Genomic DNA, 14316 nt, shown 5'->3' with positions numbered 1-14316 from the left:
CACTCGCGTACTCGCCCGCTCGCCTCTCCCGTGCTCGTCGCTCAGTCCTCCCGCAGCACGTAACCCACCCCGCGCACGGTGTGGATCAGCTGCGGGGCGCCGGGCTGGTCCAGCTTGCGGCGCAGGTAGCCGACGTAGACGGCGAGGTTCTTGGAGCCGGGACCGAAGTCGTAGCCCCAGATGCGGTCGTAGATCGTGGAGTGGTCGAGGACGATCCCGGCGTTGCGCGCCAGCAGCTCCAGCAGCTCGAACTCGGTGCGGGTCAGCTCCAGCTCGCGCTCGCCCCGCCACGCGCGCCGCGCCTGCGGGTCCATCCGCAGCCCGGCCGCCTCCACGTGCCGCTCCGTCCCCCGCTTCGGGGCGTCGGGCACCGGCACGGCGACCTCGGGGGCGGCGTCGGGGTTGGTGCGGCGCAGCAGCGCCCGCAGCCGGGCGAAGACCTCCTCGACGTCGAACGGCTTCACGACGTAGTCGTCGGCGCCCGCGTCCAGGCCGGCGATCCGGTCGGCGGTCTCCACGAGCGCGGTCAGCATCAGGATGGGCGTGCGGTCGCCCTCGGCACGCAGCACCCGGCAGACCTGGAGGCCGTCGATGCCGGGCATCATCACGTCGAGGACGAGCACGTCCGGCGGGTTCTTGTGGGCGTGCGCCAGCGCCTCGACCCCGTCGGCGACCGCGGTCACCCGGTAGCCCTCCAGGGCCAGGGCCCGCTCCAGGGCGTTGCGGATGGCACGGTCGTCTTCGGCGAGCAGCACGGTGGGAGGCACCGTGCCAGTCTGCCAAGGCCTCCGGCGGTCGGGCGGTGGGGACGGTCCTACGATCACCCTTCTTACCGGGATCTCACCATCCTGGCAGCGCTCCCGGGGGCGGTCCTGGCAGCGCTCCCGGGGGCGGCGGCCCTGGACCGAGGGCGGCCCGAACCGCCTCGTCCTCCGGCGCCGGACGGGCTGGATCCACCCGCCCGGCGGTCAGCGGCTCAGCGGGCCGCCAGCGCCGCCAGCTGGTCGGCGAACGGGACCACCGTGAGCTCGCCCGTCGCGTTGCTCCCGTCCTGCCTCCGCTTCCCCTCCGTCTCGGCCCCGGCCGGGCCGGACGGCGTGGCGAGGCCCGTCATCAGGGTCGCCAGTTCGCCCGCCGCCCGCTCGATCCGCTCGGGCAGGCCCTCCGCGCCCCAGTCCTCCGAGGCGGCGTAGACGGCGGTCGGGACGACCACGGCGCGCAGGTACGAGAAGAGCGGCCGCAGGGCGTGCTCCAGCACCAGTGAGTGCCGCGCGGAGCCGCCCGTGGCGGCGATCAGCACCGGCTTGCCCGCCAGCGCGTCCGGGTCGATCACGTCGAAGAACGACTTGAACAGGCCGCTGTAGGACGCGGAGAACACCGGGGTGACGACGATCAGCCCGTCCGCCGCCGTCACCGCGGCAAGCGCGGCCGCCAGGTTCCGTCCGGGGAAGCCGTTGGTGAAGTTGTGGGCGATCTCGACGGCGAGGTCGCGCAGCTCCACGACCTCCACCTCCGCCGAGGTGCGCCCGGCGGTCGCGGCCGCCAGCCGGTCGGCCAGCAGCCGGGTCGACGACGGGACGCTCAGCCCCGCCGAGACGACGACGAGCCTCATGCGACGTTCACCCCTTCCCGGGCGTCCCGGGCCGCCTTGAGCAGCGACTCGTGGGTCGGCGCGTCCGGCACGTCGGCCGGCCTGCCGACGGCGAACTCCTTGCGCAGCACCGGCACGACCTCCTCGCCGAGCAGGTCGAGCTGTTCGAGCACGGTCTTCAGCGGCAGCCCCGCGTGGTCCAGGAGGAACAGCTGGCGCTGGTAGTCGCCGGCGTACTCGCGGAACTTCAGCGTCTTCTCGATGACCTGCTCCGGCGTGCCGACGGTCAGCGGGGTCTGGTCGGTGAAGTCCTCCAGGGACGGCCCGTGACCGTAGACCGGCGCGTTGTCGAAGTACGGCCGGAACTCGCGCACCGCGTCCTGCGAGTTCTTCCGCATGAAGACCTGACCGCCGAGCCCCACGATGGCCTGCTCGGGCGTTCCGTGTCCGTAGTGCGCGTACCGGGAGCGGTACAGCTCGACCATCTGCTTGGTGTGGTCGGCCGGCCAGAAGATGTTGTTGTGGAAGAAGCCGTCGCCGTAGAACGCGGCCTGCTCGGCGATCTCGGGCGAGCGGATCGAGCCGTGCCAGACGAACGGCGGCACGTCGTCCAGCGGGCGGGGCGTGGACGTGAAGCCCTGCAGGGCGGTGCGGAACTTGCCCTCCCAGTCGACGACGTCCTCGCGCCACAGCCGGCGCAGCAGGGCGTAGTTCTCGATGGCGAGGTTGATGCCCTGCCGGATGTCCTGGCCGAACCAGGGGTAGACCGGGCCGGTGTTCCCGCGCCCCATCATGAGGTCGACGCGCCCGTCGGCCAGATGCTGGAGCATCGCGAAGTCCTCGGCGATCTTCACCGGGTCGTTGGTGGTGATGAGGGTGGTGGAGGTGGAGAGGACGAGCTTCTCCGTCCGCGCCGCTATGTAGCCGAGCATCGTCGTCGGGGACGAGGGCACGAACGGCGGGTTGTGGTGCTCACCGGTGGCGAAGACGTCGAGGCCGACCTCCTCGGCCTTCTGCGCGATGGCGACCATGGCCTTGATCCGCTCGCGCTCGGTCGGCGTACGGCCCGTGGTGGGGTCCGGCGTGACGTCGCCGACGCTGAAGATCCCGAACTGCATGGTCGCTCAACCTCCAAAGTTGTTGACCGTTAAACTATACCTGCCGAACACCTCCCTCGTCCTCTCTATTCCGCCGGCCGGCACGACTGTCGGTGGTCCGTCCTACGATCCGGACATGGCCACCCCACGCCGTGACACCCGAGGCATCGTCCACGCCGCGGACTTCCTCGCACGCGTGCGCTTCCGCCGTCCCGCGCCGGCCCCGCCCCTGCGCCCCTACGTCGAGCACTACTGGCTGATCGACTGGGACCTGACCGAGCCGTACGTCTCCCACGTGGTCCCGCACCCGGCGGTCCACCTCGTCTTCCAGCGGTTCGAGGGCCAGGCGCCCTTCGTCGAGATCGCCGGCGTCCAGCAGGGCCTCTTCACCCAGAAGCTGGAGGGCCGGGGCCGGGTGTGCGGCGTCAAGTTCCGTCCGGGCGGCTTCCGCCCCTTCGCCCCCGAGCACCCGGTCGCCCACTGGACGGGCCGCCGGGTCCACCTCACCGGCGCCGACCCGGCCCCGGTCCTGGACCCGGCGGACGAGGCGGCCCGGGTGGCGGCCCTCGACGCCCACCTCCTGGCGGCCGGCCCGCCCCGCCCGGACCCCCAGGCCGGCCTCGCGGCGGCCGTCGTCGAGCGCGTCCGCACCGACCGCGCGATCCGCAGGGTGGCGGACCTCGCGAGCCGTGAGGGGCTGTCGGTACGCCTGCTCCAGCGCCTGTTCGCCGCGTACGTCGGCGTCGGCCCGAAGTGGGTGATCCTGCGCTACCGCATCCACGAGGCGCTGGAGCGGGCGGAGACCGAGGAGGCGGTGGACTGGGCGGCCCTGGCCGCTGACCTGGGCTACGCGGACCAGGCCCACCTGGTCCGCGACTTCACCACGACGGTCGGCGTCCCTCCTGCCGCCTACGCCGGACACCGCGTCCCGTGAACGGCCCCGCACCGCGTCACGGCACCAGCACGAGCCGGCCGCGGACCCCGCCCTCCGCCAGCCGCGCGTGCGCCTTCGCGGCGTCCTCCAGCGCGAACGTCTCAGCCACCCGGAGGGTCAGCTCGCCCGCGTCCACCGCCCGCACCAGCTCCGCCAGCCGGGCCCCGTCCGCGCTCACCTCGACGGCCTCGGTCCGCACCCCCCGCTCCGACGCGGGCCGAGCCTGCGGAATCACGCCCACGTAGACGCCCCCGTCCCGCACCCGGGCCAGCGCCTCGGAGCCGAGCACCGCGGCGTCCAGCACCGCGTCGAAGCTCCCCTCGCCGCCCGGGACAGGCGTGGCGCCCAGCGACCGGACGAACTCCTCGTCCCGCGCCCGGGCCAGTGCGGCGACCTTCACCCCGCGCCGCGCGGCCAGCTGCACGGCGTAGCCGCCGACCGCCCCCGCACCGCCCGTGACCAGCAACGAGTCCCCCGGCGACAGAGCCGCCAGATCCAGCGCCTGCGCGGCGGTCAGCGCGTTCAGCGGCAGCGTCGCCGCGTGCACCGCGTCCACGGAGGTCGGCGCGAGCGCCACCGCGTCCGTGTCGACGACGACGTACTCCGCGTGGGTGCCGAGCGGCTCGACCATGCCGTAGGCGAGCGCCACGACCTCCTCCCCCACACTCCACGCGGCGGCCACGCCCACCGCGTCCACGGTCCCGGCGACGTCCCAGCCGAGTCCGATCCGCCGGCCCGCGCCGCCGAAGACGCCGGAGCGCACCCCGGCGTCCACCGGGTTCAGCGCGGCCGCCGCCACCTTGATCCGCACCTGCCGGGCGGCCGGCTCCGGCAGCTCCACGTCCACGAGCTCGACGGCCTCGGGCCCGCCGAACGTCCGCACCACTGCTGCACGCATGACAACTCCCCTGAACAGGCGGGTACTTGCGGGCACCTCCCGCTTCCCTCTTGCCGTCACAACCCTAGGAAGAGTTACTATCCAGGGGGAAGTAGTTACCTGAAGGTGCCTACGTCACCGGGAGGAGAGCCACCATGGCCACCACGACCGCCGCCCAGCGGCGCGAACAGGCCCGCAGCGAGTACGACGCCTTCCTCCGCGACTGCCCGACCAACCAGCTCCTGGACCGCCTCAGCGACAAGTGGGTCAGCCTGGTGGTCTCGGCCCTCGCCGCCGGCCCCCAGCGCTACAGCGGCCTGGCCCGCAGGATCGCGGGCGTGAGCCCCAAGATGCTCACCCAGACCCTGCGCACCCTGGAACGCGACGGCATCCTGACCCGCACGGTCACCCCGTCCGTCCCGGTCCGCGTCGACTACGAGCTGACGCCTCTCGGCAGCAACCTCGCCCTGCTGCTGACGGCCGTGAAGGACTGGGCGGAGAACCACTTCGACGAGGTCCAGGCGGCCCGCCGCCGCTACGACGCGGACGACACCGGCGTAGACGTCTGAGCGCGCCGTCGCCGTCCGGCGCGTTTCAGGAGGTCAGCGGCAGCGCGTCCATGTAGGCGTTCGACGGCTTGCGCACCTTCTGCACGCCCCGCGCCTCCAGCGTGACCGCCGCCGACGACGTGCCCAGCGCGCCGCTCCCCCGCCACGTCCCGGTGACGTTCACCCAGGTGTCGGCACGGGGTGCCGCGATCCCCTGGACCAGCACCTTCACGGACGACGCGTCCGCCGCGCAGCAGTTGACGACGATCCGGGTCAGATACCAGCCGTCCTGCTTCTCCGGGGCCGGGGTGACGAACCCCGTCATCACGACCGCGCGCCCCTCGATGGCCCGCGACCGGTCCTGCTGCACCCGCTGGGTGAAGTCGGTGAGCGTGATCGGCAGCGGGGAGGTCGCGGGCAGCGGATCGAAGGCGTCCTCCTGGACGGCGACGGCCTTCGCCGGCTCCCGCGAGGCCGTGTAGGAGCCGAGCGCGGGAGGCGCGTAGAAGAGCAGGCTCAGCACGGGCAGGAACAGCAGCCAGGCGACCCGCGGAACAGCACCGTGCTCATGCCCGTGCCCTTCGGGACCGCGCTCCTCCTGCCCCTCTGGATCACGGCCCCCGGGACCGTGCCCGTCGGGACCGTGCCCCTCCTCCGGCGGGGCGGCCCAGGCCTCCGCCACCCCCAGCACCACCAGCAGCACCCCGGAGGCCACCAGCAGCGGCCGCATCCCCTCCTTGACGTACCGCAGGTACTCGTCCGTGAACAGCGCGCTGTGCAGCAACCCCAGCCCGCCCAGCACCAACAGCCCCACCTGCACGAACCGCTTCACAGCAGCACCCCTCCGACCACCGCGCTGCACACCACGGCCACCACGGCCGTGGCCGCCGAGAACCGCACCGCGAAGGCGCGCCCGAACGTGCCCGCCTGGAGGGCGATCAGCTTCAGGTCGACCATCGGCCCCACCACCATGAACGCCAGCCGCGCGACCGGTGAGAACCCGCTCAGCGAGGCCGCCACGAACGCGTCCGCCTCGCTGCACACCGCCAGCACGATCGCCAGCGCCGCCAGGAACAGCACCGACAGCCACGGCGAACCCGCGAAGGCGTCCAGCAGCGTGCGCGGCACCGCCACGTTGAACGTCGCCGCCGCCATCGCCCCCACCACCAGGAAACCCCCCGCGTGCAGGAAGTCGTGCTGGAAACCGCGCCGGAACTCCGTGAAACGGCTGCGCCCCGGAACATGCCCGGTGTGCCGGACGACCGTGGGCCTCAACCACTCCTCGCGTCCCAGCCAGAGCCACAGCCAGCCCATCACGGCGGCGGTGACCAGCGAGGCGAGCAGCCGGGCGAACACCATCTCCGGACTGCCCGGGAAGGCGACGGCCGTGGCCGTCAGCACCACCGGGTTCACGGCGGGCGCCGACAGCAGGAACGCGAACGCGGCGGCCGGGGTGACCCCGCGCCCGATCAGACTGTTCGCCACCGGCACCGAGGCGCACTCGCATCCCGGCAGCACGACCCCCGCCATCCCCGCGACCGGCACGGCCAGCGCGGCCCGCTTCGGCAGCAGCCGGCCGAAGACCCGCGCGGGCACGAACGCGTTGATCGCCCCCGACAGAGCCGTGCCCAGCAGCAGGAACGGCAGCGCCTGCACGGTCACGGCCAGACACACCGTCCGCCACGCCTGCATCGCCGGCTCGCTCGACAACCGCCCGGCGAGCACCAGCAGCACCCCCGGGACCACCGCCGCGCCCAGCAGCAGCAGCGGCCAGTGGCGCGGCAGCGCGCGCCCCCTGCGGTCGTCGGCCCCCGGCAGCTCCCCGGCCGCCGCCGCGGACGGCCGTATGTCCGTCTCCTGCATCCCGCCCTAGACCCGGCCTTCCCGCAACCGTGCGACCTGCTCCGCGCCGAACTCCACCGTGCGCCGCATGTGCCCCACGATCACCGCGAGTTCGTCGTCCGCCAGGTCCTCGAACAGCGGCATCCAGTCGCCGCCCAGCCGTTCCCACATCCGCGTGAACTCGGCGATCCGCTCCGGCACCGTCACCACGAGGACCCGCCGCCGGTCGGCCGCGTCCCGTTCCCGGACGACGTAACCCGCCCGCTCCAACCGGTCCACCAGCCGCGTCGCCGACCCGGTGGTCAGCCCCGTCAGCTCGGCGACCCGGCCCGTCGTCACCGGGTCCCGCTCCAGCATCAGCAGGTTCAGACACTGCAGATCCGTGGGATGCAGCCCGAGACGGTCGGCGAGAGCCTGGTTGAACAGCGCGTACGCGGCCACGTACCGGCGCGACACGACGGACAGCTCGTCCAGCAGCCGCGAGCGCACGTTCCCGGACATCGCATCCCTTCGTCGGCGCCGCCGTCAGCGCCGTCCGCAGATCGTACGACGCTCCGCCGCACCGGACGTCAGAAGAAGTACGCGTCCCCGGTGTCCAGGACGAGCACCTGCTGCCGGTCGTTGGACCGGTTGCGGTCCACGGCCCCACCGCCCCACAACGTGTCGACGGCCATCGTGACCTCCGTCGGCCGCCCCCGCAGCCACACCCGCAACGCGATCCGCTCCCCCGATCCGTCCGCGGCCAGCGCCCCCGTCCGGCACACCACCTCCTGACGGCCCGTCCGCGCGCAGCCGGCCGGCAGCCGCTGCGCCCCGGCCGCCAGCGGCACCGACCAGCGCAGCCGCACCGTCGAGTCGGACACGTCCGCCGGGCCGTGGTTGCGCGGAGCCAGCCCCACGTCGACCCGGCCGCCGCGCATCACGGCGGAGCCGTGGTACGACAGGTCGGCCTCGGTCGCCTCCTCCGCCGCGCGCGCGGGCGCGACGCCCAGCCCCACCGCCAGTACGGCACCCCACACCGCCGGAACCCGCATCGTGCGCATGCCACCACTCCTCGATCGGAAACCGCCCGGGTACGAAGGGCCGGTACGAAAGGGATGTATCCCACGCCCGGCGCCCGGCAGGCGCCCTCCAACAGGTGACAGCGCCCGGCCGTGCCAAGCTGCGGGTCATGCTCATCCTCCGGTCCGCCGCCCTGTTCGTCGTCGCCGCGCTCTTCGAGATCGGCGGCGCGTGGCTGGTCTGGCAGGGCGTGCGCGAACACCGGGGCTGGCTGTGGGCGGCCGGCGGCGTCCTCGCCCTCGGCGTGTACGGCTTCGTCGCCACGCTCCAGCCCGACGCCCCCTTCGGCCGCGTCCTCGCCGCGTACGGCGGCGTCTTCGTGGCCGGGTCCCTGCTCTGGGGCGCGGTCGCCGACGGCTACCGCCCCGACCGCTGGGACGTGACCGGCGCCCTGGTCTGTCTGGCCGGGATGGCCGTGATCATGTGGGCCCCGAGGAACGGCGGCTGACCCCGATACCCTGGACGTCAGCTGATTCGCAGGAAGAACACCCCCGTGCACGAGGAGCAGTCCATGGCCACCGCCGCCCCGTCCGCCGCCTCCCGCATCGCCGTCGTCACCGGTGCGAGCAGCGGAATCGGCGCCGCCACCGCCCGGCACCTCGCCGAGGCCGGCTACCGGGTCGTCCTGACCGCGCGCCGCAAGGACCGCATCGAGGCGCTGGCCGAGGAGATCACGCAGGCGGGCGGCTCCGCGACGGCCTACCCGCTGGACGTCACGGACCGCGCGGCGGTCGACGAGTTCGCGGGCGCCTTCAAGACGATCGGCGTCCTCGTCAACAACGCGGGCGGCGCGCTCGGCGCCGACCCGATCGCGACCGGCGACCCGGCCGACTGGCGCACGATGTACGAGACGAACGTCCTCGGCACCCTCAACGTCACCCAGGCCCTGCTCCCCAAGCTGGTGGCCGGCGGCGACGGAACGGTCGTCGTGGTGTCCTCGACCGCCGGACACGGGACCTACGAGGGCGGCGGCGGCTATGTCGCCGCCAAGCACGGCGCGCACGTCCTCGCCGAGACCCTCCGCCTGGAGATCGTCGGCCTGCCGGTCCGCGTCATCGAGGTGGCCCCGGGCATGGTGCGGACCGAGGAGTTCGCCCTCACCCGCTTCGGCGGCGACGCGGAGCGGGCCGCCAAGGTCTACGAGGGCGTCGCCGAACCCCTCACCGCCTCGGACGTGGCCGAGACGATCGCCTGGGCGGTCACCCGCCCCAGCCACGTCAACGTCGACCTCCTCGTCCTGCGCCCCCGCGCCCAGGCGTCCAACACGAAGGTCCACCGGGAGCTGTGACGGCCGAGGAGCAGGGGACAGCGGGCCGGACCCCGGACGCGACGGAACAGCTCGCGCCCGAACCGCTCTCGCCGGAACAGCGCCGCCTCGCCCAGGAGACGAAGGACGAGCGCCACATGTGGGTCTTCCTCGCCTACTTCCTCTTCGGCATCCACATCGTGGCGTTCGTGATGATCTACGCGGTACGCCACGCGAAGTGACGGCCGCCGCGCCCTAGGGTCTCCCCGTGGACAGACACATACCGTTCGAGACGCTGCACAACTTCCGCGACCTGGGCGGATACCCGACCGCTGACGGCCGACGGGTCCGCGCGGGCCGGCTGTTCCGCGCGGACTCGCTCGGCAAGCTGAGACCGGGCACCCCGGACTGGGACCGTTTCCTCGCCCTCGGCGTGCGCACGGTGATCGACCTGCGCCACCCCTGGGAGGTCGAGGCGCGGGGCCGGGTGCCGCAGGACGACTCCTTCACCTACCGCAACCTCAGCATCGAGCACCGCCCGTACGACCAGGCGGCGTTGACGGCGGACGTGGACCCGGGCCCGTATCTCTCCGCCCGCTTCATGGAGGTGGCGGAGGACGGGACGAAGGAGATCGCGGCGGCCCTGGAGCTGGTGGCCGGGGCGCGCGAGGGGCTGGTGTTCCACTGCGCCTCGGGCAAGGACCGCACCGGGCAGCTGGCCGCCCTGGTCCTGGGCCTGCTGGGCGTCCCGGACGAGGTGATCATCGAGGACTTCTCCCTGACGGAACTGGCGACCCCGGCCCTGCTCGCCGACTGGCGCGCGAGGAACGACGGCCGCTCCCCGGTGTGGCCGTCCTTCGGCCGGGCCCCCGCGTCGGTGATGCGTCTGTTCCTGGGGGCGCTGCGAGCCCGCCACGGCTCGGTGGAGGCCTATGTGACGCAGGCTCTCGGCATGGACGTGGAGGCCCTGTCGGCGACCCTCCGCGCCCGTCTCCTGGAACCGGCGCCCACCGCCCGGCCGGAGTTGACCCACCGCAGGGCGGAGCCGCGCGACGCGCCCCTCCTGGTGCGCCTGCGCGACACGGCGGCCCTGTGGCAACTGGCCCGGGGCATCGAGCAGTGGCAGCCCGGCGAGAAGACCGAGGCCCATTTCGTCGACCGGATGCGCGAGGGCGAGGTCTGGCTGGCGTACGCGGACGGCGCGGTCGCGGGCGCGTTCGAGCTGTGGTGGGACGATCCGGCCGCCTGGGGCCCCCGCCCGCCCGAGGCCGGGTACATCCACCGTCTGATGACGGCCCCGCACACCGCACCGCCGGGCGCGGGCCGCAGGATGCTGGACCGGGCCGAGTCCCGCATCACCGCGGCCGGCCGCCGCTACGCCCGCCTCGACTGCCTCTCCACCAACCCCCGGCTGCGCGCCTACTACGAGTCCGCGGGCTACACCGTCGTCGGCGAACAGCGCGCCAAGCAGGACGGAACGGGAAGCCCGTACGCGGTGACCCTGCTGGAGAAACGGCTCGGCTGAGGGAAGGACGCGTGAGGGGCCCGGGCCGAACCGGCCCGGGCCCCTCCCCGCGGGTCTCCTCCGCCGGCCGGCGGTGTCAGCCCGGCGGTGTCAGCCCTTCACGCACACGACCTGCTTCAGCTTCGCCACGACCTCGACCAGGTCCCGCTGCTGATCGATGACCTGCTCGATCGGCTTGTAGGCGGCCGGGATCTCGTCCACGACGCCGGAGTCCTTACGGCACTCCACGCCCCGCGTCTGCTCCTCCAGGTCCTGCGTGGAGAAACGGCGCTTGGCCGCGTTGCGGCTCATCCGCCGACCCGCGCCGTGCGAGGCCGAGTTGAAGGCCTTCTCGTTGCCGAGACCCTTCACGATGTACGAACCGGTGCCCATCGAGCCCGGGATGATGCCGTACTCGCCGGATCCGGCCCGGATCGCGCCCTTGCGGGTGACCAGCAGGTCCATCCCGTCGTAGCGCTCCTCGGCGACGTAGTTGTGGTGCGCGCTGATCTCCTGCTCGAAGACCGGCTTCGCCTTCTTGAACTCCTTGCGGACCACGTCCTTGAGGAGCGCCATCATGAGCGTGCGGTTGTACTTCGCGTACTCCTGGGCCCAGAACAGGTCGTTGCGGTACGCCGCCATCTGCGGGGTGTCCGCGACGAAGACGGCGAGATCGCGGTCGATCAGGCCCTGGTTGTGCGGGAGCTTCTGCGCCACCCCGATGTGGAACTCGGCGAGTTCCTTGCCGATGTTCCGCGAGCCGGAGTGCAGCATCAGCCAGACGGAGCCGGTCGTGTCCGTGCACACCTCGACGAAGTGGTTCCCCCCGCCCAGCGTGCCCATCTGCTTCACGGCGCGCTCCTCACGGAACTTCACCGCCTCCGCGACCCCGTCGAACCGCCGCCAGAAGTCGTCCCACCCCGTGGTGGCGACTCCGTGGAACCGGCCCGGCCCGACCGCGGTGTCGTGCATCCCGCGGCCCACCGGGATCGCCTCCTCGATCTTCGAACGGAGCCGGGAGAGATCGCCGGGGAGGTCGTTCGCCGTCAGCGAGGTGCGGACCGCGGACATCCCGCAGCCGATGTCGACGCCGACCGCCGCGGGACACACGGCGCCCTGCATCGCGATGACCGAGCCGACCGTCGCGCCCTTGCCGTAGTGGACGTCCGGCATGACGGCCAGGCCCTTGATCCACGGCAGGGTCGCCACGTTCCGCAGCTGCTGGAGCGCCCCCTCCTCGACCGACGCCGGGTCGGCCCACATACGGATGGGCACCTTCGCGCCCGGCATCTCCACGTACGACATATCGTCCTCATTCCCCCGGGTCACGTACAAAAGCCTTACATCGCAAAACTGGTGCCGAGGTCAACGAAAGGGACATCGGACCGGCATCCACAGCTCCACGTGCGATACACATTGTCTCCAGGGGCCGCCCCCGTCCGGCAAGCGAATAACCAGCGGGGACACGGGGCCGCCCACATCACCCGACCTGTCGAGAGGAGCCGACCGTGCAGCGGAAGGCATACGTACCCGGCGTCGTCGCGCTCCTCGCGGCGCTGCTGGCCGGCTGCACCGGCGGTTCGGACGAAGGCGGCTCGACGGACAACTCCAACCCGGGCGAGGCGGGGACGGCCACCGCCGCCGCGCAGCCCGGCAAGTACGCCACCCTCCCCGAGGCCTGTGGCGTGGTCAGCCGGTCCACGCTCGACTCCCTCCTCCCCGGCATCGGGCAACTCGCGGACGAGACACAGCGCGACACGGCGTACGCGGGTGAGGCGACCCAGACGTTCGACACGGACCGCAAGGTGGGCTGCCGTTGGAAGGTGGAGTCGACGGACGCCACCGACCATCTCCTCGTCGACTTCGAGAGGGTCGTCTCGTACGACAACGCGGTGAGCGACGACAACCAGGCCGAGTCCCTCTTCGCGCAGAAGGTGACCGCGGCCGACCTTCCCGTGCCCGCCGCCTCCCCCACCGGCGCGGCGACCGGCTCTCCTTCCGCCGGTCCGAGCACCTCCCCGTCGACGACGGTCTCCCCCTCCACCGGCGTCTCCGCGTCGGCCTCGCCCTCGGCCACCTCCACCGTTCCCCCCGCCGAACTGCAGCCCCGTCTCCTGGAGGACCTGGGCGACGAGGCGTTCGTCGACGACGCGCTCAGCAGCTCCGGTTCGACGGCCAAGCAGCGCACGGTGACTGTGGCGTTCCGCACGTCCAACGTCCTGGTGACCATCCGGTACGAGGAGCAGCCGGCGACCGTCGGCGTGGTGCCGGACAGCGAGGAAATGCAGGACAAGGCCCGGAAACTGGCCGCGCAGCTCGCCGACTCACTGGCCGGCTGAGGGCACTTCGGCCCGGTTCGGGACCCACCGGCAAAGCCCTCGAAGCGGAACCGCACAGCTTCTTCACCGACTACGGTGGCCCCTCGGACCCGATCCGACCGCAGGAACCACGAGCGTCATGAGTGAAGGAACCATGCAGCGACGAGCCCAGCGAGACGGCCAGTTTGACCAGCGCGAGGAGCGTGCCGAGCGAGTGAACCGTGCCGGAGGACTGAACCGCCTCCTGGCCGCGGCGGTCGCCGTCCCGGTGATGCTGATCGCCGCGGGCTGCTCCTCGGACTCCGGCTCGGGCGACGACGCGAAGGACACCAGTGCCTCCACCGGCGCCGGCGCCGGCGCCGACTCCGCGGCGAGCGCCGCGCCGACCGTGCAGGCGGCGGCGTACAAGACGCTGCCCGAGGCGTGCGCGGTGGTGTCGAAGAAGACGCTGACCGAGCTGGTGCCGAAGGGTGCGTCGAAGGGCAAGGAGGGGACGTCCAGCGACACCGCGGCGCGGGCCAGCTGCTCCTGGTCCAGCCTGGCCAACAACGGTGTGAAGGGCTCGCAGTTCCGCTGGCTGAACGTTTCCCTGCTGCGCTTCGAGTCGGACGCGACGACCGGCGACGGCGAGTCGCAGGCGAAGACGTACTACGCGAAGCAGGTCAAGGACGCCCAGGCGGTGTCGGGCGCGAAGAACGTCAAGTCCGCGCCGGTGGCCTCGACGGGTGACGAGGCGACCTCGGTGCGCTACGACCTGAAGAAGTCGGAAGGCGCCTTCAAGCAGCAGACGGTCGTGGTGCGCGTCGAGAACGTCGTGCTCACGCTCGACTACAACGGCGCCGGTCTGGCGGGCGACAAGACGCCGAGCGCGGAGACCCTGACGAAGTCCGCGGAGAAGGCGGCCAAGGAGGCGGTGGGCGCGGTGCGCTCGGCCAACGGCGAGGGTGGCGGCGGCGGTTCGGACGCCTCGTCCACCAGCCCCTCCCCGTCCGGGTCGGCCTCCTCGGCCTCGAAGGCGACGCCCTCCGCGTCCTCGTCGGGGACCCCGAAGGCGACGGCGTCCAAGGCGGCCGCGGCGGCACCGAAGGCGTCCGCTTCCGCGAAGAGCTGACGGACCGGCAACACGTGCGCCGCACACATGTGCCACCCTGTTGCGCGCAAGAACACGCAAGGGGAGGGGAGTACGGGTGTCCGCGCCAATACAGCTGACCCGGACGCACCGCGTTCTCATCGGCGTGGTCGTGACCGGCGCCGTGGTCATCGCCGGGATCGGCTTCGCCGGTTCGTACGCGGCCGT

The 14316-nt window shown here is 72.6% G+C and carries 17 protein-coding genes; 8 read left to right on the top strand and 9 right to left on the bottom strand.

The genetic code is table 11. The features are described from left to right. Positions 1-41 precede the first annotated feature (41 nt). The 3 genes from J2X68_RS37875 to J2X68_RS37865 form a co-directional block, all read right to left on the bottom strand. Positions 42-767, bottom strand: coding sequence for a response regulator transcription factor (locus J2X68_RS37875; protein ID WP_310437160.1), 726 nt, complete (start codon positions 765-767; stop codon positions 42-44). A 209-nt stretch (positions 768-976) separates the two neighbouring features. Further along, a complete protein-coding gene (locus J2X68_RS37870; protein WP_310437159.1) occupies positions 977-1612 on the bottom strand; it encodes a CE1759 family FMN reductase in 636 nt (211 codons plus the stop codon). Then, positions 1609-2709, bottom strand: a complete 1101-nt coding sequence (locus J2X68_RS37865) for an LLM class flavin-dependent oxidoreductase (RefSeq protein WP_310437158.1) — start codon at positions 2707-2709, stop codon at positions 1609-1611. The genes J2X68_RS37870 and J2X68_RS37865 overlap by 4 nt, the downstream gene beginning before the upstream one ends. A gap of 115 nt (positions 2710-2824) precedes the next feature. On the opposite strand from J2X68_RS37865, the gene J2X68_RS37860 reads away from it, so the two are divergent. Then, positions 2825-3622, top strand: coding sequence for a helix-turn-helix transcriptional regulator (locus J2X68_RS37860; RefSeq protein ID WP_310437157.1), 798 nt, complete (start codon positions 2825-2827; stop codon positions 3620-3622). A gap of 16 nt (positions 3623-3638) precedes the next feature. Here the strand turns inward: J2X68_RS37860 and J2X68_RS37855 are convergent, their stop codons facing one another. Continuing rightward, positions 3639-4520 (bottom strand): NADP-dependent oxidoreductase, encoded by an 882-nt coding sequence (locus tag J2X68_RS37855; protein ID WP_310437156.1) that lies wholly within the window; start codon positions 4518-4520, stop codon positions 3639-3641. A 134-nt stretch (positions 4521-4654) separates the two neighbouring features. Between J2X68_RS37855 and J2X68_RS37850 the strand changes: the two genes are divergently transcribed. Next, entirely contained in the window at positions 4655-5068 is a 414-nt protein-coding gene (locus J2X68_RS37850; RefSeq protein WP_310437155.1) for a helix-turn-helix domain-containing protein, read from the top strand. A gap of 25 nt (positions 5069-5093) precedes the next feature. Here the strand turns inward: J2X68_RS37850 and J2X68_RS37845 are convergent, their stop codons facing one another. From J2X68_RS37845 to J2X68_RS37830, 4 genes are all read right to left on the bottom strand, one after another. Continuing rightward, positions 5094-5879 (bottom strand): TIGR03943 family putative permease subunit, encoded by a 786-nt coding sequence (locus tag J2X68_RS37845; RefSeq protein ID WP_310437154.1) that lies wholly within the window; start codon positions 5877-5879, stop codon positions 5094-5096. Further along, complete coding sequence (locus J2X68_RS37840) at positions 5876-6910, bottom strand: permease (RefSeq protein WP_310437153.1); 1035 nt, start codon at positions 6908-6910, stop codon at positions 5876-5878. The genes J2X68_RS37845 and J2X68_RS37840 overlap by 4 nt, the downstream gene beginning before the upstream one ends. A gap of 6 nt (positions 6911-6916) precedes the next feature. Then, the gene (locus tag J2X68_RS37835) at positions 6917-7390 is read right to left on the bottom strand and encodes a MarR family winged helix-turn-helix transcriptional regulator (protein WP_310437152.1); all 474 of its coding nucleotides are present in this window, start codon (positions 7388-7390) and stop codon (positions 6917-6919) included. 68 nt (positions 7391-7458) lie between these two features. Further along, positions 7459-7932 carry a hypothetical protein gene (locus tag J2X68_RS37830; protein WP_310437151.1) on the bottom strand — a complete coding sequence of 158 codons (474 nt, stop codon included), beginning with the start codon at positions 7930-7932 and terminating at the stop codon, positions 7459-7461. A gap of 128 nt (positions 7933-8060) precedes the next feature. Between J2X68_RS37830 and J2X68_RS37825 the strand changes: the two genes are divergently transcribed. The 4 genes from J2X68_RS37825 (at position 8061) to J2X68_RS37810 (ending at position 10722) form a co-directional block, all read left to right on the top strand. Continuing rightward, positions 8061-8399, top strand: a complete 339-nt coding sequence (locus tag J2X68_RS37825; RefSeq protein WP_310437150.1) for a YnfA family protein — start codon at positions 8061-8063, stop codon at positions 8397-8399. Positions 8400-8462: 63 nt separating this feature from the next. Further along, positions 8463-9239: an SDR family oxidoreductase gene (locus tag J2X68_RS37820; RefSeq protein WP_310437149.1), complete on the top strand. Its 777-nt coding sequence runs from the start codon at positions 8463-8465 to the stop codon at positions 9237-9239. Then, the gene (locus J2X68_RS37815; RefSeq protein WP_310437148.1) at positions 9236-9439 is read left to right on the top strand and encodes a hypothetical protein; all 204 of its coding nucleotides are present in this window, start codon (positions 9236-9238) and stop codon (positions 9437-9439) included. Before J2X68_RS37820 ends, J2X68_RS37815 begins: the two co-directional genes overlap by 4 nt. A gap of 26 nt (positions 9440-9465) precedes the next feature. Next, on the top strand, positions 9466-10722 hold the full coding sequence (locus J2X68_RS37810) for a GNAT family N-acetyltransferase (RefSeq protein WP_310437147.1): 1257 nt from the start codon (positions 9466-9468) through the stop codon (positions 10720-10722). A gap of 90 nt (positions 10723-10812) precedes the next feature. On the opposite strand, the gene J2X68_RS37805 is transcribed toward J2X68_RS37810, so the two are convergent. Then, entirely contained in the window at positions 10813-12006 is a 1194-nt protein-coding gene (locus J2X68_RS37805) for an RtcB family protein (RefSeq protein WP_310437146.1), read from the bottom strand. Between the two features lie 203 nt (positions 12007-12209). Here J2X68_RS37805 and J2X68_RS37800 point away from each other — a divergent pair, with 203 nt between their 5' ends. Together J2X68_RS37800 and J2X68_RS37795 are read left to right on the top strand one after the other, a co-directional pair. Then, positions 12210-13040, top strand: coding sequence for a DUF3558 domain-containing protein (locus J2X68_RS37800; protein WP_310437145.1), 831 nt, complete (start codon positions 12210-12212; stop codon positions 13038-13040). 118 nt (positions 13041-13158) lie between these two features. Continuing rightward, positions 13159-14130, top strand: a complete 972-nt coding sequence (locus tag J2X68_RS37795; protein WP_310437144.1) for a DUF3558 domain-containing protein — start codon at positions 13159-13161, stop codon at positions 14128-14130. Positions 14131-14316 lie beyond the last annotated feature (186 nt).

This window comes from Streptomyces sp. 3330, assembly GCF_031456635.1.
Lineage (GTDB): Bacteria > Actinomycetota > Actinomycetes > Streptomycetales > Streptomycetaceae > Streptomyces.
Note: the sequence above shows the minus strand (reverse complement) of the source record. Positions and strands in the feature narration are given on the sequence as shown.

Bases quoted from the DNA above. Each gene is read 5' to 3' on its own strand.
- J2X68_RS37870 (WP_310437159.1), bottom strand. From the start codon at position 1,612: ATGAGGCTCGTCGTCGTCTCGGCGGGGCTGAGCGTCCCGTCGTCGACC.
- J2X68_RS37865 (WP_310437158.1), bottom strand. From the start codon at position 2,709: ATGCAGTTCGGGATCTTCAGCGTCGGCGACGTCACGCCGGACCCCACC.
- J2X68_RS37860 (WP_310437157.1), top strand. From the start codon at position 2,825: ATGGCCACCCCACGCCGTGACACCCGAGGCATCGTCCACGCCGCGGAC.
- J2X68_RS37855 (WP_310437156.1), bottom strand. From the start codon at position 4,520: ATGCGTGCAGCAGTGGTGCGGACGTTCGGCGGGCCCGAGGCCGTCGAG.
- J2X68_RS37850 (WP_310437155.1), top strand. From the start codon at position 4,655: ATGGCCACCACGACCGCCGCCCAGCGGCGCGAACAGGCCCGCAGCGAG.
- J2X68_RS37840 (WP_310437153.1), bottom strand. From the start codon at position 6,910: ATGCAGGAGACGGACATACGGCCGTCCGCGGCGGCGGCCGGGGAGCTG.
- J2X68_RS37835 (WP_310437152.1), bottom strand. From the start codon at position 7,390: ATGTCCGGGAACGTGCGCTCGCGGCTGCTGGACGAGCTGTCCGTCGTG.
- J2X68_RS37830 (WP_310437151.1), bottom strand. From the start codon at position 7,932: ATGCGCACGATGCGGGTTCCGGCGGTGTGGGGTGCCGTACTGGCGGTG.
- J2X68_RS37825 (WP_310437150.1), top strand. From the start codon at position 8,061: ATGCTCATCCTCCGGTCCGCCGCCCTGTTCGTCGTCGCCGCGCTCTTC.
- J2X68_RS37820 (WP_310437149.1), top strand. From the start codon at position 8,463: ATGGCCACCGCCGCCCCGTCCGCCGCCTCCCGCATCGCCGTCGTCACC.
- J2X68_RS37805 (WP_310437146.1), bottom strand. From the start codon at position 12,006: ATGTCGTACGTGGAGATGCCGGGCGCGAAGGTGCCCATCCGTATGTGG.
- J2X68_RS37795 (WP_310437144.1), top strand. From the start codon at position 13,159: ATGAGTGAAGGAACCATGCAGCGACGAGCCCAGCGAGACGGCCAGTTT.